General features: G+C 71.2%; 21 protein-coding genes. 6 read left to right on the top strand and 15 right to left on the bottom strand.

Annotated elements, in window-relative coordinates; translation table 11 throughout:
- Positions 1–4: 4 nt before the first annotated feature.
- Genes pcaC through pcaH form a run of 5 tightly spaced genes read right to left on the bottom strand, consistent with a single transcriptional unit; the run spans position 5 to position 3992 of the window.
- A complete protein-coding gene (gene pcaC, locus E4V99_RS07700) occupies positions 5–403 on the bottom strand; it encodes a 4-carboxymuconolactone decarboxylase (RefSeq protein WP_135069933.1) in 399 nt (132 codons plus the stop codon).
- Positions 400–1176: an alpha/beta fold hydrolase gene (locus E4V99_RS07695; protein WP_135116845.1), complete on the bottom strand. Its 777-nt coding sequence runs from the start codon at positions 1174–1176 to the stop codon at positions 400–402. The genes pcaC and E4V99_RS07695 overlap by 4 nt, the downstream gene beginning before the upstream one ends.
- Entirely contained in the window at positions 1173–2570 is a 1398-nt protein-coding gene (locus E4V99_RS07690; protein WP_245233135.1) for a lyase family protein, read from the bottom strand. The genes E4V99_RS07695 and E4V99_RS07690 overlap by 4 nt, the downstream gene beginning before the upstream one ends.
- Positions 2560–3132, bottom strand: a complete 573-nt coding sequence (gene pcaG / locus E4V99_RS07685) for a protocatechuate 3,4-dioxygenase subunit alpha (RefSeq protein WP_135069939.1) — start codon at positions 3130–3132, stop codon at positions 2560–2562. Before pcaG ends, E4V99_RS07690 begins: the two co-directional genes overlap by 11 nt.
- Positions 3132–3992 carry a protocatechuate 3,4-dioxygenase subunit beta gene (gene pcaH, locus E4V99_RS07680; RefSeq protein ID WP_135069942.1) on the bottom strand — a complete coding sequence of 287 codons (861 nt, stop codon included), beginning with the start codon at positions 3990–3992 and terminating at the stop codon, positions 3132–3134. The genes pcaG and pcaH overlap by 1 nt, the downstream gene beginning before the upstream one ends.
- 129 nt (positions 3993–4121) lie before the next feature.
- Here pcaH and E4V99_RS07675 point away from each other — a divergent pair, with 129 nt between their 5' ends.
- On the top strand, positions 4122–5342 hold the full coding sequence (locus E4V99_RS07675; RefSeq protein ID WP_135069945.1) for an MFS transporter: 1221 nt from the start codon (positions 4122–4124) through the stop codon (positions 5340–5342).
- 6 nt (positions 5343–5348) lie between these two features.
- Here E4V99_RS07675 and E4V99_RS07670 read toward each other — a convergent pair whose 3' ends face one another.
- A complete protein-coding gene (locus E4V99_RS07670) occupies positions 5349–5816 on the bottom strand; it encodes a MarR family winged helix-turn-helix transcriptional regulator (RefSeq protein ID WP_135069948.1) in 468 nt (155 codons plus the stop codon).
- Positions 5817–5907: 91 nt separating this feature from the next.
- Here E4V99_RS07670 and E4V99_RS07665 point away from each other — a divergent pair, with 91 nt between their 5' ends.
- The 5 genes from E4V99_RS07665 to E4V99_RS07650 are packed head-to-tail and all read left to right on the top strand — an operon-like array spanning position 5908 to position 10997.
- Positions 5908–6837 (top strand): SDR family NAD(P)-dependent oxidoreductase, encoded by a 930-nt coding sequence (locus tag E4V99_RS07665; protein WP_135069951.1) that lies wholly within the window; start codon positions 5908–5910, stop codon positions 6835–6837.
- A 22-nt stretch (positions 6838–6859) separates the two neighbouring features.
- Complete coding sequence (locus tag E4V99_RS18610) at positions 6860–7747, top strand: amidohydrolase family protein (RefSeq protein ID WP_240742747.1); 888 nt, start codon at positions 6860–6862, stop codon at positions 7745–7747.
- A 7-nt stretch (positions 7748–7754) separates the two neighbouring features.
- Positions 7755–8939, top strand: coding sequence for an acyl-CoA dehydrogenase family protein (locus E4V99_RS07660; protein WP_240742748.1), 1185 nt, complete (start codon positions 7755–7757; stop codon positions 8937–8939).
- Positions 8940–8954: 15 nt separating this feature from the next.
- Positions 8955–9407, top strand: a complete 453-nt coding sequence (locus E4V99_RS07655; protein ID WP_135069958.1) for a MaoC family dehydratase — start codon at positions 8955–8957, stop codon at positions 9405–9407.
- A 45-nt stretch (positions 9408–9452) separates the two neighbouring features.
- Positions 9453–10997 carry a long-chain fatty acid--CoA ligase gene (locus E4V99_RS07650; protein ID WP_135116844.1) on the top strand — a complete coding sequence of 515 codons (1545 nt, stop codon included), beginning with the start codon at positions 9453–9455 and terminating at the stop codon, positions 10995–10997.
- 33 nt (positions 10998–11030) lie between these two features.
- On the opposite strand, the gene E4V99_RS07645 is transcribed toward E4V99_RS07650, so the two are convergent.
- The 9 genes from E4V99_RS07645 to E4V99_RS07605 form a co-directional block, all read right to left on the bottom strand.
- Positions 11031–12404, bottom strand: coding sequence for a hypothetical protein (locus E4V99_RS07645; protein ID WP_135116843.1), 1374 nt, complete (start codon positions 12402–12404; stop codon positions 11031–11033).
- 133 nt (positions 12405–12537) lie between these two features.
- On the bottom strand, positions 12538–13389 hold the full coding sequence (locus E4V99_RS07640) for a PaaX family transcriptional regulator C-terminal domain-containing protein (protein ID WP_240742749.1): 852 nt from the start codon (positions 13387–13389) through the stop codon (positions 12538–12540).
- Positions 13386–14192, bottom strand: coding sequence for an ABC transporter ATP-binding protein (locus E4V99_RS07635; RefSeq protein ID WP_135069964.1), 807 nt, complete (start codon positions 14190–14192; stop codon positions 13386–13388). Before E4V99_RS07635 ends, E4V99_RS07640 begins: the two co-directional genes overlap by 4 nt.
- Positions 14185–15012 (bottom strand): ABC transporter permease, encoded by an 828-nt coding sequence (locus E4V99_RS07630; RefSeq protein WP_135116842.1) that lies wholly within the window; start codon positions 15010–15012, stop codon positions 14185–14187. Before E4V99_RS07630 ends, E4V99_RS07635 begins: the two co-directional genes overlap by 8 nt.
- Positions 15009–15872, bottom strand: a complete 864-nt coding sequence (locus E4V99_RS07625) for an ABC transporter permease (RefSeq protein WP_135116841.1) — start codon at positions 15870–15872, stop codon at positions 15009–15011. Before E4V99_RS07625 ends, E4V99_RS07630 begins: the two co-directional genes overlap by 4 nt.
- Positions 15873–15945: 73 nt before the next feature.
- Positions 15946–16929, bottom strand: a complete 984-nt coding sequence (locus E4V99_RS07620; protein WP_135069973.1) for an ABC transporter substrate-binding protein — start codon at positions 16927–16929, stop codon at positions 15946–15948.
- 218 nt (positions 16930–17147) lie between these two features.
- On the bottom strand, positions 17148–18200 hold the full coding sequence (locus tag E4V99_RS07615; protein ID WP_135069976.1) for an amidohydrolase family protein: 1053 nt from the start codon (positions 18198–18200) through the stop codon (positions 17148–17150).
- On the bottom strand, positions 18197–19981 hold the full coding sequence (locus E4V99_RS07610) for a thiamine pyrophosphate-requiring protein (RefSeq protein ID WP_167758097.1): 1785 nt from the start codon (positions 19979–19981) through the stop codon (positions 18197–18199). The genes E4V99_RS07615 and E4V99_RS07610 overlap by 4 nt, the downstream gene beginning before the upstream one ends.
- Positions 19978–21468 (bottom strand): aldehyde dehydrogenase family protein, encoded by a 1491-nt coding sequence (locus E4V99_RS07605; RefSeq protein ID WP_135116839.1) that lies wholly within the window; start codon positions 21466–21468, stop codon positions 19978–19980. The genes E4V99_RS07610 and E4V99_RS07605 overlap by 4 nt, the downstream gene beginning before the upstream one ends.
- Positions 21469–21497 lie beyond the last annotated feature (29 nt).

Genomic DNA, 21497 nt, shown 5'->3' with positions numbered 1-21497 from the left:
CGTGTCAGTCCTGCGCGAAGACCTCGGCGGCGATGCGGAAGGCGGTGTTGGCCGCCGGCACGCCGCAGTACAGGCCGGCCTGCAGGATGACCTCTCGGATCTCCGCCACCGTCAGGCCGTTGCGCAGGGCCGCACGCAGGTGCATCGCGAGCTCCTCGTGGTGCCCGAGGGCGATCAGGGCCGTCAGCACGGCGACCGAGCGCGAGCGGCGGTCCAGGCCAGGGCGTGACCAGATGTCGCCCCACGCGACGCGCGTGATGAAGTCCTGGAAGTCGGCGGTGAGCTCGGTGGTGCCCGCGACGGCGCGATCCACGTGCGCGTCGGAGAGCACCTCGCGCCGCACGACCATGCCCTGGTCGTAGCGCTCCTGGTCGCTCAGCCCCTCGCCGGCCGGGCGCGTCATGCGCGGGCCCCCGAGACGTCGCCGAAGAAGTCGCGCAGGAGGGATGCGGTGGCCGCCGCGTCGTCCGCCGGCGCGAGGTGCGCCGCATCCGCGATGCCGGCGGCGCGGCCGTTGCGGACGCCCTCGGCGATCTCGCGCGCGGACTCCTCCGGCGTCACGCCGTCATGGGCGCCCCACACCGCCAGCACGGGGGCGGTGATCCGGCCGAGCCGGTCGCGCACGTCGAATCCGGCGAGCGCCTCGCAGCACAGCGCGTAGCTCTCGTCGTCGGTCTCCTGCAGCACCCGCAGCAGGCGCCCGGTGATGTCGGGGTTCTTCTCGATCGACCCGGGCGCGAACCACCGCTGGGCCGAGCCGATGATGAGCGTCGACGTGCTCTGCGCACGGACCTGCGCGGCCCGCTCCTGCCACCCGTCGTTCGTGCCGATCGCCGCGCCGGTGCACAGGAGTGCGGCGGCGCGCACGCGGTCGGGGTGCCGCAGGAGCAGCTCGAGTCCGACGCATCCGCCGAGGGACACGCCGGCGTACAGGAAGGGCCCGGGGACGGCGTCGGCCACCGCATCGGCGAGGTCGGCGACGGTGAAGGGCTCCGTCGCCGGCGGCGCCTCTCCGTGCCCGGGGAGGTCCCACGTGAGCAGCCGGTACCGTTCGGCGAGGGCGGGCGCCGTGGTCTCCCACAGGACGGTGGATGTCCCCAGTGACGGACCGAGCACCAGCAGCGGGGCGTCAGCGGGCCCGATGGGTGCGCTCAGCGAGATCGGCGGGGTGCTCATGCGTTCTCCTGTCCTGCGGCGGGGTGCTTCGGGGCGACGACGTCGTCGACGAACTTCTCGGCGAGACCGGTGTAGCCGGCCGGATCGAGCAGCGCGGTCACGAACGCGCCGGAAGAGGATGCGCCACGCTCCTCCGCGACGGTGCGGACGGCGGGTTCTGCCGACAGCAGCGCGGCGAGGTCGTCCCCCTGTGCGGCGGCGCGCACGAGCTCCGACACGCGGGCGGCTCCCAGAACGGGTCCCAGGACGAGGGAGAGCCGCTCTGAGACGAGGAGCCCGCCGGTCGCGGCGACGTTGCGGGCAAGGGCCTCGGCGTCCACGCGCAGTCCTGCGGCCAGGGCCGCCGCCGTCGCCGTGGCGCCCAGTGCGAGGCGGAGCAGCTCGCGCAGCGTCGGCCACTCGGCGTGCCACGCGCCGTCGGGGCGCTCGTCGACGGCGAACGCTGCGGCCAGGTGCAGCGTCGCACCCAGCTGCGGGGCGCGCAGGGCGGCCGAGCGCACCAGCACGGATGCGGCGGGGTTCTGCTTCTGCGGCATCGCGGAGGATCCGCCGCCGGTGCCCTCGGCCAGTTCGCCGATCTCGGTCCGGCTGGCGGTGGCGACGTCGGCGGCGAGGACGCCGACGGCGTCGATCGCCTGGACGAGGGCGTCGCCGAGCTCGGTGACGGGCCAGCGGACGGTGTGCCAGGGCGCGTCGGGGGCGGCGAGCCCGAGTTCGTCGGCGAATGCTGCGGGCAGCGCGGTGGCGTCGCCTGCTCCGGCGATCTCCACGAAGGAGGCCAGGGTGCCGGCGGCGCCCCCGAGCTGCGCGGGCAGGCGGTCGCCCGCCTCGGCGAGCCGGTCGGCGGCCCTGCGCACGCCGCGCAGCCACATGCCGGCGCGGTGCCCGAGGGTCGTGGGCACGGCATGCTGCGTGAGCGTCCGGGCCGCAGCCACGTCGCCGCGGTGGGCGGCGGCGAACGCCGCCAGCGCCGCATCCACCGCGCGCAGCGACACCTGGATGTCGCCGACCGCACGGCGCGCGACGAGCATGAGGGCCGAGTCGAGGATGTCCTGGCTGGTGGCACCGCGGTGCACCCACACCCGCAGCTCGCCGGGCACGTGCTCCCGCAGCATCCCCACCAGCGGGATGACGGGGTTCCCGCCCGCGACGGATGCGGCGGCCAGCCGCGGCACGTCGGAGCCGACGCGCTCCCCCGCCGACGCCACGGCCTCCGCCGCTTCCGCCGGGGCGATGCCCAGCCGGACGTAGGCCCGCGTCAGCGCCGCCTCGACCTCGACGAGCGCGCCGAGGACCGCCGCATCCGTCACCGCCTCGTCGTGACCGACGGTCACCGGAGACAGCAGTCCGGCGTCCACAGCGCGTGCGGGGCCGGCGGATGCATCAGAAGGCAAGGAAGACGGTCTCCTTCTCGCCCTGCAGCCAGATGTCGTGGTGCAGATGGCCGTCGGACGTGCGTGTTGCGATGAGCGTAGCGCGCTCCTCGGGCTCGAGAGAGGACAGCAGGGCATCCTTCTCGCGCAGTTCCTCGTACTCGGGCAGGTAGATGCGCGTCACGAGCTTGTCGGGGAGACCCCGCGCGAACACGACGACCGAGAAGAACGGCGCCCCGCCGTCGACCGGTCCGGGGTTGCACGTCCAGAACTCGTAATGCCCGACATCCGTGGTCGCCGAACGTCCGAAGCCGGTGAAGGTGTGGTCGTCACGGCGGAGAGCGCCCTGATTGCGCGGGACCTGACCGTTCGCGTCGGCGCTCCAGATCTCCACGACCGCGTCGGGGATCGGCGCACCGGCGCCGTCGTACACGGTGCCGCCGAGCACGATCGCGCCGGGGCTGTGCGGGAAGACGACTTCGTGCTTCTTGGCGTAGTCGAGCCCGAACGCGAAGAACGGGCCGACGGTCTGGCCGCCGGTGGCTTCGTGCGTCTTGGGCTCCTGGGGGCGGCGGATGGCCATCAGTGTTCTCCCTCGGGCTCGAACCAGGTCGCGTCGGGGCCGTCCACGACGATGTCGAAGCGGTACCCCATCGAGAACTCGGGCACCGACAGGTCGTGATCGTAGATCCCGATCAGGCGGTCGCGGTCCTCCTGACGCCAGATCGTGTTGTAGATCGGGTCGAGGGGGAACAGCGGGTCGCCCGGGAAGTACATCTGGGTGACGAGGCGCTGAGTGAAGCCCGAGCCGAAGATGGAGAAGTGGATGTGCGCGGGGCGCCACGCGTTGACGTGGTTCTTCCAGGGGTACGGCCCCGGCTTGATCGTCGTGAAGAGGTACTCGCCGTTGTCGTCGGTGATCGTGCGACCGGCGCCGGTGAAGTTGGGGTCCAGGGGCGCGGGATGCTGGTCGCGCTGGTGGATGTAGCGGCCTGCCGCATTGGCCTGCCAGATCTCGATGAGCTGGTTGCGCACGGGGCGGCCCCACGAGTCCAGCAGGCGCCCGCGCACCGTGATGCGCTCGCCCTGCGGCTCGCCGGTGTGCTGCAGGGTCAGGTCGGCCTCGATCGCGGCGACATCGCGCTGGCCGTAGGCGGGCGACCACAGCTCGATCGTCTCCGGGTCGACGAGCTTGAGGTTCTTCGTCGGGTGGCGCAGAAGGCTGGAGCGGTACGGCGGGAAGTCGTGCAGGCTGATCGGGAGCTTCTCGCCGGCGTCGACACGGCGCTGCGCGGCGGCGTGGTAATCGACGATTTCCTGCGTGATCTGGTTCTGCGACGGCATATCGGGCGAGGCCAGCAGCGATTCGGGTGCTGCGGCGGTCGGCTCCGCGGGCGACGAGAACGCTCCCCGCTCCGGCGCGTCGGGCTGCGCTGAGGTCATGTGGACTCCTTTGACTCACCTGTCGTGTCCAGGGTCGCATCCGTCGCCGCGCGCTCCGGCCTTCATTCTCACCGAGTGGGAATCAAGCTGGGACGGGGGACCCCCGGCACTGGACTAGAGTCCCTGAGGATGGGCGAGGACACGAACGCGACGCGGCTGCCTCCCGCCGCATCCGGCATCGCCCTCATCGTCGCCGTGTGCCTGGTCGCGGCGAACATGCGGCCGACCGTGACAGCGGTGGGTCCGCTCCTGGACCGCATCGGCGACGACACCGGCATGTCGATCGCGACCCTCGGGCTCATCACCTCCATCCCGCTCATCGCGTGGGCGGTCGTGTCCCCGCTCGCTCACGACCTGAGCCGCCGATTCGGGCTGTCGCGGGTCGTGACGTGGGCGCTCGTGCTGCTGACCGTCGGCACGATCGTGCGCTCCCTTCCCGGCATGCCCGCCGCGCTGTGGCTGGGGACGGCGATCATCGGTGCCGCCCTCGCCCTGACCAACGTGCTCATGCCGGCCGCCGTCAAACGCGACTTCCCCGGGCGCACCGCCCTCATGATGGCGGTCTACACCGCGCTGCTCGGAGCCGTCGGCGCTGTCGCCTCCGGCGTCGCGGTGCCGATCGCGCAAGCCGTCGGCGACGACGCGGGCTGGCGCGTCGCGCTCGTGATCACCGGCGGCGGGCTCCTGCCCTTCGCGATCGCGGCCTGGGCGTGGGCCACACGCGGCACGCACCCGCCGCGCCCCCCGCGCGGAGCGGCGCGCCGGCGGCGGACGGGCATCTGGTCCGACGGCACGGCATGGCTCGTGGCCGGCTACATGGGGCTGCAGTCGTCCACCTTCTACATGCTCGTGACGTGGCTCGCGACGATCTCCGTGTCGACGGGGCGCAGTCCGGTCGTCGCCGGGTTCGACGTCATGATCTACCAGCTGTGCTCCATCGCCGGCTCCCTCGTCATCCCCCTCGTGCTGCGGGGCGCGGCGGAGCGGTTCGTCCCTGCGCTGATCCCCGTCCTGGGGGTCACGGGCACCGCCGGGCTCATGCTCGCCCCGGGCGCCATCCTCGTGTGGTGCGTGCTGCTGGGCCTGTTCGGCGGGGCTTCACTCGGGATGGCGCTGACCCTCGTGGCCCACCGCGCACGCGACCACGACACCGCGACCGTCCTGTCGGGCATGGCGCAGTCGGTGGGCTACCTCGTCGCCGCCGCCGGACCGGTCGCCTTCGGCGCCCTGCACGCGGCGTTCGGCGGATGGTTCACCTCACTGTCGCTGGTGCTCGCCGCGATGCTCGCCCAGTGCGTCGTGGGGGTGTTCGCCGGTCGCGACCGCTTCGTCCTCGAGCCGCGCCCGTGAGCGCGTTCAGTCGGCGGGGAAGGCCAGGCGGCGCAGCAGCAGGATGAGCTGGTCCCGCTCGTCTGCGCTGAGGTCGGCGTGCACGCCGGCCTCCGAGCGCCGCGCGGCCTCGGCGGCCACGGCGAACAGCGCGCGTCCCTCATCCGTGGCCACCACGACGTTCGCGCGCCGGTCGGTGGGGTCGGGCTGACGCTCGACGAGCCCGCGCGACTGCAGATCGTCCACGAGCGCGACGACCTGGCTGGGGTCGAGCCGGAGGAACTCCGCCAGCTCACGCTGCGACGGCCGCGCGTCGGTGGCCGACAGCGCGAGCACGGAGTACGAGCGCGCCCGCAGGCCGTGCTCGGCCAGAGCGGCGTTGCCGGCGGCGAGCGAGAGCGCGTTGGCCCGCGCGAGCAGGAAGCTCAGATCGTCGGTGAGCACCGAGTCGCCCAGACCGGCCCTCGAAGCGGCCGTGTCCGCGGGCTTCGACATGGCATCGATGTTAGCCGACTTGATGGACAACGCGAATGATTGACATCTTCAACGGTGTGCAGTTGGATGAGTCTGAACGAAGGAGTCATTCATGTCGCTCGAAGGCAAGGTCGCCATCGTCACCGGTTCGGGCCGGGGACTGGGTCTCGCATACGCGCAGGAACTGGCACGCCAGGGTGCCGCCGTGGTCATCAACGACGTCGACGCCGCCACCGCGGCCGACGCCGTCGCATCGATCGAATCCGCCGGGGGCAAGGCCGTCGCCGTCGTCGCGCCCGTCGGGCCGACCGAGACGGCGAAGCAGCTCGTGCAGACCGCCGTGGACACGTACGGCCGGCTGGACATCCTCGTCACCAACGCCGGGGTCCTGCGCGACACCGTGCTGTGGAAGATGAGCGACGACGACTTCGACACCGTCATCAACGTGCACCTGCGCGGGACGTTCACGACCGTGCGCGAGGCGGCGTCCTACATGCGCGCCAACGAGATCCCGGGGCGCATCATCACGATCGGCTCCCCCACCGGGCAGCGCGGCAACTTCGGGCAGACCAACTACGCCGCAGCCAAGGCCGGCATCGTCGGCATGGTGCGCACGTGGAGCCTCGAGCTGAAGAAGGCGGGCATCACCGTCAACGCCGTCATCCCCGTCGCCGCCACGGCCATGACGGCCACCGTGCCGTACTTCGCCGCCGCCGTCGAGGCGGACGAGAAGGGCGAGCCGATGCCGGCGTTCTTCCGCCACGACCTCGGTTTCGGCACGAGCGACGACGTCGCCGGCCTCATCGCCTACCTCGCGTCCGATGAGGCCGCCGGCGTCACCGGCCAGGCCATCGGCGTGGGCGGCGACCGCCTCCAGCTGTGGTCGCACCCCGAGCCGGTGGCCACGGCCTACCACGACGGCGGCTGGTCGTACCAGGCGCTGCAGGACGGCTTCGCCGACGCGGTGGGACCCCTGCAGTCGGTCGGCGAGAAGTTCCCGCCGCTGCCCGACGACCTGCAGCGTCCGGCGCCGGGCGCCTGACCCCGCGCGCCCAGGGCCGACGATGACCCGCTACGAATCCGCGATCGACCTCGACGCGATCACCGCGATCGACGTCCACGTCCACATCGAAGTCGATGGGCACGGGCACGCCTCGCTGCCGCCCGACCTCGCCGAAGCCGCCGCGAAGTACTTCAGCACCGACGGCGGCGCCCCCGACCTCGATGGCGTGGCCGCCTACTACCGCGAGCGGAAGATGGCGGCCGTGGTGTTCACGGTCGATTCCGAGAGCAACCTCGGCCACGCGCCGCTGTCCAGCGCCGAGATCGCCGACGGCGCCGCGCGCAACAACGACGTGCTGATCCCCTTCGGCTCGGTGGACCCGCGCAAGGGACCGGCGGCGGTGGAGCAGGCCCGCCGCCTCATCGAGGACCACGGCGTGCGGGGCTTCAAGTTCCACCCCACCGTGCAGGGGTTCGACCCGAGCGATCCGCAGTGGTTCCCGCTGTACGAGACGCTGCAGGACGCCGGTGTCGTGGCCCTGTTCCACACCGGCCAGACGGGGATCGGCGCCGGCATGCCCGGAGGCAGGGGCTTCCGCCTGGCGCTGTCGAACCCCATCCTGCTGGATGCGGTGGCCGCGGAGTTCGGCGACCTGCAGATCATCATGGCCCACCCCTCCGTGCCGTGGCAGGACGAGGCGCTCTCGGTGGCCACGCACAAGCACAACACGTGGATCGACCTGTCGGGCTGGAGCCCGAAGTACTTCCCCGAGCAGCTCGTGCGCGCGGCCAACTCCTACCTCAAGCGCCGCGTGCTGTTCGGCTCCGACTTCCCGCTGCTCACCCCCGACCGGTGGCTGCGCGACGTCGAGCAGACCAGCCTCAAGCCCGAAGTCATGCCGGGGATCCTCAAGGACAACGCCGCACGGCTGTTCGGACTGGGGGGCTGACGTTCCCGTGCTGGTCAGCGACGCGACGTTCGGCATCGACCCGCTCGGGTTCGCGCCGACGCATCTGAGCGCGCCGGCGCAGGACGCACTGCGCGGCCTGCAGCGCGTGCTCGACGACACCGTCCGGCCGCTCCTGACCGACGCGTGGGAGTCGGCGACCATGCCGCCGGCGATCCTCGAGGCCCTCGTCCCCCTCGACCTCATGCAGCCGCGGGGCGTGGACGCCGCCGAGGCGGAATCGAGCATGTTCTCGGGGTTCCGCAACTACGTCCTGGCCCGCACCGACGTGTCCGTCGCGACGCTCTACAACGCCCAGTCGGGACTGTTCCGCGCCGCCATCCGGCACGGCGGGTCCGCCGACCAGGCGGCCGAGCTCGACCCCCGCATCCGCTCGTTCGACCTCGCCGGCGTCTTCGCCCTGACCGAGCCGGGGCACGGCTCCGATATCGCCGGCGGGCTCGCCACCACGGCGCGCGCCGACGGCGACGACTGGATTCTCGACGGCCAGAAGCGCTGGATCGGCGGCGCGGACAAGGCCGACGTGATCACGGTGTTCGCCCGCGACACCGCGGACGCACGGATCAAGGCCTTCCTCGTCCCGCGCACCGCCGACGGGGTGCACCTGCGCACCATGACGGGCAAGGTGTCCCTTCGGCCCATGCAGAACGCCGTCGTCACCCTCGACGGCGTCCGGGCGCCGGCGTCGGCCCGCTTGCTGCAGGTGAACGGATGGCCCGACGTGGCCCGCATCCTGCGCGTCATGCGGTCGGACGTGGCGTGGATCGCGGCGGGCCTGCAGGCGGGCGCGCTGGACGCAGCCGTCCGCTACGTGCGCGAGCGCGAGCAGTTCGGCCGCCCCGTCGGCGGGTTCCAGCTCGTGCAGGAGAAGCTCGCGCGGATGCTGGCGAACCTGACGTCGTCGCTGGGCATCGTCGTCCAGCTCTCCGCCCGCCAGGACGCCGGCGAGTACGTGGACGAGAACTCCGCGCTCGCCAAGATGCAGACCGCGCGACTGGCCCGGGAGACCGTCGCCCTGGCCCGCGAAGTCGTCGGCGGCAACGGCATCCTCCTCGAGCACGACGTGGCGCGCTTCTTCGCCGACGCCGAAGCCGTCTACTCCTACGAAGGCACGCACGAGATCAACTCCCTCATCGTCGGCCGCGCCCTCACCGGCGTGTCCGCATTCCTCTGATCGAAAGGCACCACCATGACCACCATCGCCGCATACGCCGACGCCCCTGCCCTCGCAGGCACCGACCTCGGCTGGTCGGAGTGGCTCGAGGTCACGCAGGACCGCGTCAACCTCTTCGCCGACGCCACCGACGACCACCAGTGGATCCACGTCGACCCCGACCGCGCCGCATCCGGGCCCTTCGGCGCTCCCATCGCGCACGGATTCCTGTCGCTCTCGCTCACGGTGAAGTTCTGGTCGGAGCTGTTCGACCTGGAGGGCGTCACCACGAAGGTCAACTACGGCCTGGACAAGGTGCGCTTCGTCTCCCCCGTGAAGGTCGGCGCGCGCGTGCGCATGAACGCCGTCATCGCCGAGGTGACCGAGGTGGCCGGCGGCTACCAGTTCGCCGTCGATCAGACCATCGAGATCGAGGGCGGCTCCAAGCCCGCCATCGTCGCGCGGGGCCTGTACCGCTTCTACGCCTGATCCACGCCGCCCCTCGGGGCTCCGAGCAACTCGACGGAGAGTTCCATGCACAACCACGGCCTCGGCTCCTGGATGGCCAAGCGGCGACTGAAGTCGCCGGAGAAGACGGCGCTCGTCTTCGACGGGCGCGAGACGACGTACAGCCAGCTGGCCGACGCCGCCGACCGCGTGTCGGCGGTGCTGCGCCAGCGCGGCGTCGGCAAGGGCGACCGGGTGGCCTACCTCGGCGAGAACAGTCCAGAGTTCCTCCAGGTGCTCTTCGGCACCGTTCAGCTGGGCGCCGTGTTCGTGCCCGTCAACACGCGGCTCGCGCCCCCCGAGGTGACGCATGTGCTGACCGACTCGGGCGCCGTGGCGCTGATCCACGACCCCGAGTTCACCGAGCGCGTCGCGCCCGGGGTGGCGGCCGGGCGCATCGCCCACGTGCTGGTCACCGGGGAGGGGTCCGCGGATGCCGCCGGCCTGGCACCCGCGCTGCGCGGCGCGTCGGGGGGTCACGCCGACGCCGACGTCGAGCTGGACGATCCGGCCGCCATCATCTACACCTCGGGGACCACCGGACGCCCCAAGGGCGCCATCCTCAGTCACGGCAACCTCACGTGGGTGTCGATGAACTGCATCGTGGACTACGACGTGGTCTCCGCCGACGTCGCCCTGCTGATCTCTCCGCTGTTCCACGTGGCGTCGCTGGGGATGGGGGCACTGCCGGTGATCCTCAAGGGCGCGACGATCGTTCTGGAGAAGGGGTTCGAGCCGGGCCGGGCCCTCGCGCAGATCCAGCGTCATGGCGTCACGATGCTCAGCGGCGTCCCCACCACCTATCAGCTGATGGCCGACCATCCGGAGTGGGCGGCCACCGACCTCTCGACCCTCGCGAAGCTCACGTGCGGCGGTTCGGCCGTTCCCACCCGCATCCTCAACGCGTACGAGGAACGCGGCCTGTCGTTCTCGCAGGGCTACGGCATGACCGAGACCTCACCGGGTGCCACGTCGCTGGCGCCGCACATGACGCGTGCGAAGCAGGGCAGTGTGGGCGTGCCGCACTTCTTCACCGACGTGCGGATCGCGGATGAACACGGTGCGATGGTGCCCAGGGGCACCGTGGGCGAGATCGAGATCTCGGGGCCGAACGTGTTCCTCGGCTACCACGGGCTGCCCGAGGCCAGCGCCGACGCCTTCACGGCGGACGGCTGGTTCCGCTCCGGCGACCTGGGGTATCTCGACGGCGAGGGCTACCTCTTCATCGCCGATCGTCTCAAGGACATGATCATCTCCGGCGGCGAGAACATCTATCCCGCCGAGGTGGAGAACCTCGTCAGCGACATCGAGCATGTCACCGGCGTCGCCGTCATCGGGGTTCCGGACGAGCGGTGGGGCGAGGTGCCGTGGGCGGTGGTGACGGTCCGGGACGGCGCATCCGTCGACACCGAGACGGTCCGTGCGCACCTGGACGGCAAGATCGCCCGGTACAAGATCCCCAAGAACACGATCGTCGTCGACGAGCTTCCCCGCACCGCATCCGGCAAGGTGCGCAAGGGCGATCTGCGCGCCCGGTACGCCCCGCGCGCAGCCGACGCTCCGCGCCCCTGACGGCGGCTCTCCGCCGTCAGGGGCCGGGCCGGGCTATCCGGGAGACGCCTGCAGGGTGTACGGCCGGTTGAACGGCTCGGGCTGGAACGGGAGGAACCGGCTCTCCCCCAGCCCCAGGCGGGACGCGTGCGCGTTCATGCGGCCCGGCTTGTCGCGGTTGCCCCACGTCCCGGTGTCGAGGCGGTGCAGCAGCAGCTCGGCGGCGGCGACCCGCTCCGCCGCCGTGAAGGCGCAGTGGCCGGCGGAGTCGACGTAGGTCTGCCGCAGCAGGTCGGCGTCGCCGGCGCGGCGGGCCTCCGCCTCGTACTCCGACATCTGCGCGACGGTGGATATCTGGTCGCCGATGTTGCTCATCGTGACGACGGGGACGGAGATGCGGCCGTCGAACTCGGTGCCGCGCTCGAACCGCTGCACCGCGGCCGGATCCGCCGCGATCCGCTCGGCGCCGTCGACCGTGGACAGGTCGGCCCGGAGGGACAGACCCGCCTCGCGATACAGCCGCTCGACGACGCGCTTGACCTGCGGGGAGAGCGCCTGGAACTGCACGGCGTAGTCGACGCCGGTGTTCCACGAGGGGTTCCCGCCGATGAGCGTCTCGAGCGTCCGGCGGCTGCTCATGCCCTGCCCGATGTACGGCAGACCGTCGCCCGTGAGCGCGCCGTACCATCCGGCCTGGACGCCGTCGCGGTCGCCGGGCGCGGGGCGCGGAGCCGACTGCGAGTAGGCCGGCAGCTGCCCGATCGCGGCGGCCAGGGCGATGCGCGCGCGCCCGTCCGGTGTGGACTGCGCGGCGGCAAGGCTGGTCTGCCACGCCGCCACGGCCCCGGCGACGTCGGCGGGGATCCCGATGACCGGGAGGGTCCCGGCCGGATCGAGCAGCTCGGACAGCACGAAGACGGTGTCGAGCTTCTGGTTCCACTGCGACACCGACCCCGACAGCCCCCCGCACAGGGACACCACCCCGTCGATCTCGTCCGGATGCCACTGGGCGACTCCCGCCGCGACGGCGCCACCCATGGAGGATCCCATCGCGATCCTGCGCGAGGGCTCGCCGACCGCGTCGGCGAAGGCGTCGAGCGCCTCGACCTGGTTGTCGATGGCCCCGGGGATGTTCCACCCCGTCACCGAGCGCGTCGTGCCGCCGTACGCCGCGCCGTCGTCGAGGAGATGCTCGACGTCGGCGCCAGGTCTGGCTTGAGAGGCGAAGTCGAGGTCGACGAAGACGGTTCCGTTCCAGTCGGCGGGGACGAGGAATCGGTAGGGGGTGGAATCCGCCAGCACGCCGGCGATCACCCTGGGTGCTTCGGCGGCGGCGGCGGGTGTCGCGCCCGCGATCGCCGCGGGCACCGCCAGCGCGGCAGCCAGGAGGGTCGCACCGGCACGTCTGGACCTGGGGGGAATGGTCATCACCGCTCCTTCGACGACGTCGTCGCGGGTCGCACCATCGCGACGGAATCTCAGCCTGATTGAGACTCTTTTCGCGACCGTATCGTCCCATGCACGGCGCGTCAACGGCGACGAGGCGTCGCGGAAGCGCGCGTCAGCCGACGAGGTTCGCGAACTCGCGCACGGCGGGGAAGGCGAACTCGCGGTGACGCCGCTGGAAGAGCTCGAACGACCGGTCGGAGGGCCAGTCGGAATCCATGTACTGACGCGGGAGGCGCGGGTCGGCGCGCAGCAGCGCGAGCCAGTCGGCCACCAGGAGCACCCGCGCGGAGAGGGGATACGGCTCCTCCGCCTCGCCGTGGCTCTCCCAGCGGGCGGCGAACTCCTCGTGCGCCCGGCGGATCCCTTCGACGTCCCACGCGGCGCGCACGGCCTCGTCCATCGGGAACCCGGCCAGCTCGCTGGCGGCGAACGCATTCACCGAGCCCGGCGGGAGGTCGGGGATGATCGCGTCCAGCGCGGCGGCGAGATCCACCTCGCCCGGGGCGATCCAGAGTCCATCCCGCACGAGGGCGAAGCCCGACCAGGTCAGAGCCGCGCGCAGGCGGTGGCGGAGCGTGCGCATGTGCTCGGGGACGCTGAAGGTCACGAGCGTCCATCCGGCGCCCTTCGGCTCGAACGGGGCGGGGCCGTTGACGCGGCGCGAGGCCTCCCGCAGCACCTCGATGCCGTGCGGCGTCAGCTCGAACGCGATCTCGCGGCCGAGCCGACGCCGCTCCAGCAGTCCGCTGTGCACCATCCGGTCGAGGTTGGTCCGCACCGCCGACGCGGCCACTCCGGCGCCCTCGAGAACCGTGAGCAGCACGCTCGTGCGCAGCGGCTGGAAATACCGATCGCACACGTACTCGCCGAAGAAGGCCAGCAGCAGCTGCCGCGGCTTGCGGACCATGACGGCCCCTCCGGCAGCCGCGGCCGCGGATGCGGTCGCGGCCGCCGTGGTGGTCACGCCGGCATCCCCGGGCGGATGGCCTCACCGCGCTTGGCGCGCTGGATCTGCTCGTACACGTGCGTGCGGAGCTCGGTGAAGCGAGGCAGCGCACGCGTGGTGATCTGGTCGCGCTCGGGGGCGAGGTCGATCGCGAGGTCCTCCTGCACCCACGTGGGCGATTTCGACAGGACGATGACCCGCTCGCCCAGGTACACCGACTCGTCGATGTCGTGCGTGACGAACAGGATCGACATCCCGCGGTCGCGGTGCAGGGCGCGCACGAGATCCTCCAGGTCGGCGCGGGTCTGCGCATCGACGGCGGCGAACGGCTCGTCCATGATGAGCACCTCGGGCTGGTACGCCACGGCGCGGGCGATCGCGACGCGCTGCTGCATGCCCCCCGACAGCTGCCACGGGTAGCTCTTGGCGGCGTGGTCCAGCCCGACCGCCTGCAGCGCGTCGTCGATCAGGCCGTCGCGTTCGGCGCGGCTCAGCTTCTTGTGCTTGAGCGGGAGCTCGACGTTGCCGCGTACGGTCAGCCACGGGTAGAGGCTGCGGCCGTACTCCTGGAACACCAGCGCCATGTTCGGCGGCGGACCGGTGACCTTCTTGCCGTCCAGCTCGACCAGTCCCGCGGTGGGCCGCAGGAGCCCGGCGACGCACTTGAGCAGCGTCGTCTTGCCGCATCCGGAGGGCCCCACGATGCACACGAGCTCGCCGGCGTTCATCGTGAAGCTGATGTCGCCGATCGCCTCGACATCGCCCGTGGACGCTTCGTAGACCTTGTTCAGGTGCTCGACCTTGAGCAGCGTCTCAGGCATGCTCGACCTCCTTGATTCCGTGGTACCAGCGCAGCACCCGGCGCTCGGCGAACCCGAAGATCACCGCGAGCAGCACGCCGATGAGCCCGAGCAGCACGATGCCGCCCCACATCTCGGCGATGAGGTAGTTGCGCTGGAAGTAGACGATCTGGAATCCCAGACCGGATGACGAGAAGAACATCTCCGAGATCACCATGAGGATCAGGGCGATCGACAGGCACTGCCGCACGCCGGCCATGATGCGCGGGCTCGCGGCCGGCAGCACGAGGTAGCGCAGCCGCTCCCCCCTCGTGAGGGCGAACGAGCGTGCCGTCTCGGTCATGACCGAGTCGGTCGACCGCACGCCTTCGATCGTGTTCAGCAGCACCGGCCACAGCGCCCCGGTCACGATGACCACGACTTTCATGAGGTCGTTGGCCCCCACGAGCACGGCGACGATCGGGATCAGGACGGGCGGAGGGACCGCGCGGAAGAACTCGAAGACCGGCTCGAGGAGTTCGCGCAGCCACGGGACGAGCCCGATCACGGTGCCGGCGGCGATCCCGATGGCCACCGCCAGCACGATGCCGATCGCGAGCCGGCCGAGGCTGGGCAGGACGTCGACGAAGAAGGCGGGCCCGATCCACGTGCTGATGAAGGCGTCCAGGATCACGAGCGGACCCGGGAAGAACCGTGCCGACGACACGGTCGACCACAGTCCCCAGATCACCAGCAGGAGGAGCGGAAGGCCGAGGGCGAAGGCGGTGTTCTGCCCGAGCCTGGCCCACGTGCGCGACCGGCGCCGCGGGGTGACGACGGTGCTCGTGTAGAGGGCGCTCACAGGACCTCCTCCCCTCGGACGGACTGATGCCACGACAGCGAACGCCGCTCGATGACCCGGAAGATGAGATTGATGACGAGCCCGAGGAGTCCCGTGACGATCACCAGCGCGTAGACCGTCGTCCACTGGTTGGCCTCGCGCGCCATCATGAGCGCCCGGCCGATCCCCGGGTTGGAGATGAACATCTCGGCCGTGATGGCCAGGATCAGCGCGACCGTCGCCGCCAGGCGCAGGCCCGTCATGAGGTACGGCAGGGCGGTGGGGAAGACGAGGTTGAGGATGCGCGAGCCACGCGTGAGCCCGAAGCTGCGGGCGGTGTCGCGGGCGACCGTGTCGACGTCGGCGACGCCGTAGAGCACCTGGATGAAGACCTGCCAGAAACTGGCGAACACGATGATGAGCAGGGCCGACTGGAGCTGATAGCCGAACACCAGGATCGCAAGCGGGATGAGCGCGACCGACGGGATGGGGCGCAGGAACTCCACGGTCGTGTGCGTGGCCCGGCGCAGGAACGGCACGAGGCCGATGACGGTGCCGAGGACGACCGCGAGCACGGTGGCGATCAAGAGGCCCAGCCCCCACGCGGTGAGGGTGCGCCCGACGTTGCGCCAGAACTCCAGGTCCTGGAGGAGGACGAAAAGCTGAGCGATCGTGTCGCTCGCGGTGGGGAAGTAGGCGGGGTTGACGATGCCGATCGTGGGCAGCAGCTGCCACGTCAGCAGGAAGCCGACGATGCCGGCGACGCCGAGCACGAGCTTGCGCATTCCGCGTCGTCGCTTGCGCTCGGGTGCGCGGCGCGGCGCGGGGTGCGTCACCGCGGCCGGCAGACCGTCGGCGGTCGGGGAGTCGACCAGATCCATGGAGACCCTTCGATGGAGACGGACAGACAGAGGAGGGGCGGGGCGGGATGGCGCGGCATCCCGCCCTCGCTGCTTACTGCTGCTGGATCAGCCGGTCGTAGTCGGGCTCCGCGTCGATGTATCCGAAGGTCACGGCCATCTCGCCGAGCGTCTGGATGTCCTCGAGCGTCAGCTCCCACGTGAACACGGGCAGCGTGATGCCGGCCGCTGCCTCCGCCGGGATCTCGAGGTTGGTCGCGATGGCCTCCCGCACCGCCTCCTCGTTGTCGTTGGCCCAGGCCAGCGCCTCTTCCATGGCGGCGGAGTAGGACTCCACGAGCTCGGCATCGTTGTCGAGCATGTCCTGCGTGGTGATGTTGGTGAGCACGGTCAGGCCCGGGATCGTCACCTGGTAGGGCTGGACGACCGACACCCCGCCCTCGCCGAGGATCATGCCGCGGAACGGGTCGGGGACCCACGCGGCATCCATCGTGCCCGCCTCCAGCTGCGCGGGGACGTCGGGGAAGGCGACCTCGACGAACTCGATCGTCGAGGGGTCGCCGCCGTCGTCCTCCACGGCCTTCCGGATGGTCAGGTCACCGGCGGCGCCGATGGTGTTGACCGAGACCTTCTTGCCGGCGAGGTCGGCCGGGCGCGTGATGCCGGCGTCGGCGGAGGCGACGACGGCGTTGACGTCGGTGCCGTCGTCCAGGCTGTTGGCGTAGTCGCCGACGACGACGACGCCGAGATCCTGCAGGTCGGCGCGGATCGGACCGAACGGCTGACCGATCGCGAACTGGATGTCACCGCTGAGGAGGGCAGGGATCGCGTTGGCGCCACCCTGCGCGGGGACGACCTCGATGTCGAGGCCGTGCTCCTCGAAGATCCCCTCGTCGATCGCCGCCCACAGGGCGCCGGTCTCCGCGATGGGCAGGGCTGCGACGCGCACCGGGGTCAGTTCTCCCGAAGAGCCCTCGCTCGGGTCGGCGGAACCTGCGGGCGCGGCGGAGTCGGTGCATCCGCTCAGGACGAGAACGGCGGCCGCACTCAGTGCGGCGGCAGCAAGAGCCTTCTTCATTGACAGACCTCTTCACAACAGTGAGCGCGAGCTCATGGACGGGTAGGCGTCGACGCGGGCCCGAGCCCCGTTCCCCTGTCCGGGATCGGCACGACCGCGTGTCGACACCTGTGATCCTGTTGCCCCGCCTGGCCATTGTCAAGGGTCTCGTGACGGGCGTCACGAAACAATTGAATAAGATCCCTCCGGATCGGCTCCTTCCGCGCGGGGGCGCGGACTCAGAAATCCAGCGCGAACACGCGCCTCGCGATCAGTTCGAAGAAGGCCGCCTTCTCCTCGTCGCTGATCGGAAGGGCGTCCTGCGCCGCGACCTCCGCGGCGTCGAACTGGTAGGGATAGTCCATCGCGTACATGACACGGTCGGCCCCCACCACATCTCGCGTGAACATGATCGCCGGAGCCCAGGGCATGCCCGAGGTCGTGAGCCAGATGTTGCTGGAGAAGTACTCCGACGGCCGCTGGCGCAGCGGCTGAATCTGCTCGTAGCGCCCGGACGCGACCTGCTTCGCGTGCATGTGGTCGATGCGGTGGAGCCAGAAGGGCAGCCCCTCACCGAGATGCCCCACCACCAGTCGCAGATTCGGGTGACGGTCGAGGACGCCCGACGTGATGATCCTCAGCAGGTGCAGGCCCGCGCTCGCGCCGAAGCCGTAGACCGCGCCATCCAGCCCCGCCTCGCGATAGGGCTGGATCATGCTGTCCGGCGGCGTGTTCGGGTGCAGGTACAGCGGCACATCGAGTGCCTCGAGCTCGGCGAGGAGGGGAGCGAACCGCGGGTCGTCGATGTGCGAGCCGCGGATGTGATCGTTCAGGATCAGTCCCTTCAGGCCCAGCTCCGTCACGGCCCTGCGCACCTCGGTCACGGCAGCGTCGACGTCTTCGTACGACACCGCGGCCAGCGCGGAGAATCGAGTCGGGTTCGCCCGGCAGATCGCCGAGAGCCGGTCGTTCGCCAGCCGTGCGACTCCGATGCCCTCCTCGGCGTCCAGAACCTGCGTGCCGGGCGCGGTGAGCGCGAGCACCTGGTGGTCGATCCCGCTCGCATCCATGTCGGCGATCCGGCGCTCGGCCGCGTCCTGCAGGCGCTCGACGACGGCTCGCGGCTGGGGGTGCGAGGAGCCGAGGAAGTACCCCACAAGGCTGTGGAAGCCGATGTCGCGGATGGTCCCGTCGGCCAGGTGCCGGCGATACAGGTCGAACATCTCTGGCGGCGCCCAGGCTTCCTCCGTCGCGATGCGGAGGTAGGGACGTGGTTCGTCGGGGATGCTCATCGGTGTCCTTCCGGGTTCGAGTGGATGCGCCGGGCGCGGTCTTCGGTGGGAACGGGCTCGTCGGGTTGGCGGGAGATCGGGTCCATCCGTACGGTCACGACAGCCGAGGTCCCTGCCCGCACTTGCTCCAGTCCGGCGCGGAGCGCGCCCTCCAGCGCGCCGAGGTCGGAGACGATCGCGCTCCATGCCTCCCCCGCGGCGGCGGCGATGCCGCCGAAATCCGCGCTCTGCTGGAGATTGACCCAGTAGCGATCGGAACGGACGGCGACCCCGTCGGGATGGATCCGCTCGACGTTGCGTTTCGTCGCGTTCCAGCCGCCGTTGTCGAGGACGACGGTGAGCACGGGCAGCCCGTAACGGTGGGCGATCCAGTAGGTGGAGGAGGGGACGCTGAAGAAGAAGGTCCCGTCGCCGACGATGCTCACCACCGTGCGCTCCGGTGCGGCGAGCTTGACTCCCAGCGCTCCACCGCCGGACCACCCCAGCGACGTGCCGCGATTGCCGTAGAGGGTCCCCGGCCGCCGGCGGGGAAGGTGCTTCCAGACGGTGGGCGCAGCCGAGATCGCTTCGTTGACGACGATCGTGTCGTCGTCGAGCAGTCCGGAGAGCGTGGCCGACACGCTGGCGGGCGTGAGGCGACCGGCTCGGACGTCCGCCTCCACCTCGCCCGCCCACGCTCGTCGCACGGCGACACCGTCCTCGGCGGCCGCCTGGGCGCGGTGTGCGGCGCGGGCATCGCGCGTGGGAGCGCACCGCTCCTCGAGCTGCTCGAGGACGAGTGCACCGTCCGCGCGGATGAAGCGACCGGCGCGCACGTACCAGAGGGGAAGCGATTCTTGCAGGGGGTCTTCGTTCACCACGAAGACCGAGGCCTCCTTGCCCGGCGCCCGGATGGCATCCACCCATGGCACGTCCGTGTCGATCGCGAGGATGACGTCGGCGTCGGCGATCAGGCGGTGAGGGTCGTCACCGGCATGCAGCGGATGGTCGCGGGGGAAGTTCACGACCTCGGCGTTGTGCTCGACGACGGCGACCCCGAGTCGCTCGGCCACCCGGACGAGGGCTCCCACGGCGGCGTGCGAGCGCCCCAGGTACGTGGTGATGATGACGGGCCGCTCCGCCCCCGAAAGGGCCTCGAACAGATCGTCCACCGCATCCGGCGGCGCCGGAGACGGTTCGACGGGCCGCCACTGCGCCGCCACTTCCCGGCGCGGCTCCGAGACGCGCTCGGCGAGCACCTCCCGTGCCGCGGTCACGTAGACCGGGCCGGCTGGTGCGCTGCGGGCGATCTGCAGCGAGCGGTGCACGATCTGCGCGGCGTTGACGGCGGTGCGGATGTCGTAGCTCCACTTGACGTAGGGCCGCACGATGCCGTGCTGGTCGGGGACGTCCTGGAGGTGGTTGACGAAGGAATTCCGGCTCCCCGGCAGCTCGCCCTCGAGGGTGTAGGGCGTGAGCCCCGCGAAGACGAACACGGGCACGCGCGAGCGCGCGGCGTTGTGGACCGCGCCGCCGAGGTTGGCGGTCCCCACATCGGTGTGCACGAAAACCGCCTGGGGCTTGCCCGTCACCGCCGCATAGCCGTGGGCGGCACTCAGCGCGGTGTACTCGTGCGGGCACAGGATGACCACAGGGGAGTCGATCCCCGACTCACGGTCGGCCGCGAGAGCCTCGATGATCGCGGGGTGGTCGCTGCCGAAGTTGGCGAAGAGATGCGTGACGCCCGCCTCGCGCAGCGCGTCGACGATCAGCTGCCCGGCCGAACGCTCCGCACCGCTCACGCCGCACCACGGGCAGGCAGCGCCTGCACGTCGACGCTGTGGAACTGCAGGTACTCCTCGATGCCGTGGGGTGATCCCTCCCAGCCGATGCCGCTCTGCTTCCAGCCACCCATGGGGATCTCCCTCGTGCCCGTCGCGGAGAACATCGCACTGTTGACGAACGTCACTCCGGCTTCGAGCCGGTCCGCCACAGCGAGCGCCCGCTCGGGTGAGCGCGACCACACCGACGAGCACAGCCCGTAGTCGGTGTCGTTCGCCAGGGCGATGGCCTGCTCCTCGTCGTCGCATTCGATGACGGGGAGGATCGGCCCGAACTGCTCCTCGCGGACCACCTCGTCGTCGTGCCGGGCGTCGAGGACGAGGGCGGGGAGGAGGAAGTACCCGTCCGCCCATGTGCCCGGATCGAGCGGGGATCCCAGCACCCGGACGTCCCGACCTTGTGCGCGCGTGCGATCGAGGAGGGCCTGCACGCGCTCGAACTGGCCGGGGTTGTTCACCGGCCCCATATCGGCCCGCTCGTCCGTGGCGTCGCCGACCACCATGCGGTCCACGACCTGGACGAGCAGATCCCGGAACTCCCCGGCGATGCTGCGCGGCACGTACACGCGTTTCGTGGCGAAGCACACCTGACCGGCCCGCCGGTACGCCGACAGCGCGATGCGCTCCGCCGTATGGGCGAGGTCGGCGTCCTCCAGCACGACGGCGGGATCGTTCCCGCCCAGCTCGAGATGCACCGGGAGGAGCGACTCGGAGGCCTGGCGCATGATGTGGCGAGCAGTGGCGCCGCCGCCGGTGAACGAGACCTTCCGCACGCGGCGATCCGCCAGGAGCGCGCGCACGACCTCGGCGTCGCCGTTGACGACGTTGACCACACCCGGCGGCAGCTCGGCGGCGGCCAGCCCGGCCAGGAGCGACACCGCGAGCGGCGCGAACGGAGAGGGCTTGAGCACCACGGCGTTGCCTGCGGCGATCGCGGGGGCCAGCTTGTTCGCGGTCAGGAGGACGGGCGCGTTCCACGGCACGATGCAGGCCACGACGCCGTAGGGGCGCCGCTCGACCCGCACGAACTCGCCGGGCGCTGCGCCCTCGGCCGCAGACGGTTCCAGGACCGTCGGCAGGTACGCCGCGACCAGCCGGAACGACTCGGCAGCGGCGGCCACCTCGCGGCGGATGGTCGAGACGACACTCCCGTTCTCGCGGGTGGCCAGGTCGATGAGCGTGGCGGCGTGCGCGTCGATCGCGTCGGCGATCCGCAGGAGCCTCTCCGCCCGTTCCGCCACCGGCGTGGCCGCCCACTCCTGGGCCGTCGAGGCGGCGCTGTCCACCGCGGCCAGCGCATCCGCGGCGGTCCCGTCCGCGACGACTCCGACCACCTCCGAGGTGCGGCTGGGATTGTGCACCTCGAAGGTGCGGTCCCCCTGCCGCTCCGCACCGGCGATCAGGTGACCGAACACCGGTCCCGCGGCCTTCTCATCGATCATGGTCATCGCTCGTCCTTCCGCTGTTCGCCTGCCGG

It is taken from the genome of Microbacterium sp. dk485 (genome assembly GCF_004570445.1).
Taxonomy (GTDB): Bacteria; Actinomycetota; Actinomycetes; order Actinomycetales; family Microbacteriaceae; genus Microbacterium; species Microbacterium wangchenii.
Note: the sequence above shows the minus strand (reverse complement) of the source record. Positions and strands in the feature narration are given on the sequence as shown.

Bases quoted from the DNA above. Each gene is read 5' to 3' on its own strand.
- pcaC (WP_135069933.1), bottom strand. From the start codon at position 403: ATGACGCGCCCGGCCGGCGAGGGGCTGAGCGACCAGGAGCGCTACGAC.
- E4V99_RS07695 (WP_135116845.1), bottom strand. From the start codon at position 1,176: ATGAGCACCCCGCCGATCTCGCTGAGCGCACCCATCGGGCCCGCTGAC.
- pcaG (WP_135069939.1), bottom strand. From the start codon at position 3,132: ATGGCCATCCGCCGCCCCCAGGAGCCCAAGACGCACGAAGCCACCGGC.
- pcaH (WP_135069942.1), bottom strand. From the start codon at position 3,992: ATGACCTCAGCGCAGCCCGACGCGCCGGAGCGGGGAGCGTTCTCGTCG.
- E4V99_RS07675 (WP_135069945.1), top strand. From the start codon at position 4,122: ATGGGCGAGGACACGAACGCGACGCGGCTGCCTCCCGCCGCATCCGGC.
- E4V99_RS07670 (WP_135069948.1), bottom strand. From the start codon at position 5,816: ATGTCGAAGCCCGCGGACACGGCCGCTTCGAGGGCCGGTCTGGGCGAC.
- E4V99_RS07665 (WP_135069951.1), top strand. From the start codon at position 5,908: ATGTCGCTCGAAGGCAAGGTCGCCATCGTCACCGGTTCGGGCCGGGGA.
- E4V99_RS18610 (WP_240742747.1), top strand. From the start codon at position 6,860: ATGACCCGCTACGAATCCGCGATCGACCTCGACGCGATCACCGCGATC.
- E4V99_RS07655 (WP_135069958.1), top strand. From the start codon at position 8,955: ATGACCACCATCGCCGCATACGCCGACGCCCCTGCCCTCGCAGGCACC.
- E4V99_RS07650 (WP_135116844.1), top strand. From the start codon at position 9,453: ATGCACAACCACGGCCTCGGCTCCTGGATGGCCAAGCGGCGACTGAAG.
- E4V99_RS07645 (WP_135116843.1), bottom strand. From the start codon at position 12,404: ATGACCATTCCCCCCAGGTCCAGACGTGCCGGTGCGACCCTCCTGGCT.
- E4V99_RS07635 (WP_135069964.1), bottom strand. From the start codon at position 14,192: ATGCCTGAGACGCTGCTCAAGGTCGAGCACCTGAACAAGGTCTACGAA.
- E4V99_RS07625 (WP_135116841.1), bottom strand. From the start codon at position 15,872: ATGGATCTGGTCGACTCCCCGACCGCCGACGGTCTGCCGGCCGCGGTG.
- E4V99_RS07620 (WP_135069973.1), bottom strand. From the start codon at position 16,929: ATGAAGAAGGCTCTTGCTGCCGCCGCACTGAGTGCGGCCGCCGTTCTC.
- E4V99_RS07615 (WP_135069976.1), bottom strand. From the start codon at position 18,200: ATGAGCATCCCCGACGAACCACGTCCCTACCTCCGCATCGCGACGGAG.
- E4V99_RS07605 (WP_135116839.1), bottom strand. From the start codon at position 21,468: ATGACCATGATCGATGAGAAGGCCGCGGGACCGGTGTTCGGTCACCTG.